Genomic DNA, 249 nt, shown 5'->3' with positions numbered 1-249 from the left:
AATCTTAATTATGGCTATTGCTTTAGGTTTTGGCTTAGGTTTAGGCTTATCCTTCTTTTTCTCTGGTTCCGTACTTTCATCTACATCAGATTCTGGTGTGATATTATTAGAGTCATCATTAGCATTACTATCAGTGTCATTCACGTTAGTTTCTTCAGTATCTGTATCACTATCACTCAAAGATTGTTCATTTACTTCAATAGGATTTATACTCTCTTGATTTTCAGTTTTGTCTCCCCAGCTGAATAT

Annotated in this window: 1 protein-coding gene; it reads right to left on the bottom strand. The window is 33.7% G+C overall.

Annotated elements, in window-relative coordinates:
* Positions 1 to 249, bottom strand: a 249-nt coding sequence (locus ACX6CF_RS27230) for a hypothetical protein (RefSeq protein ID WP_458788498.1), incomplete at both ends; no start/stop codon positions are given.

Source organism: Vallitalea sediminicola, from assembly GCF_054408565.1.
This window is presented reverse-complemented; position numbering and strand designations above follow the sequence as displayed.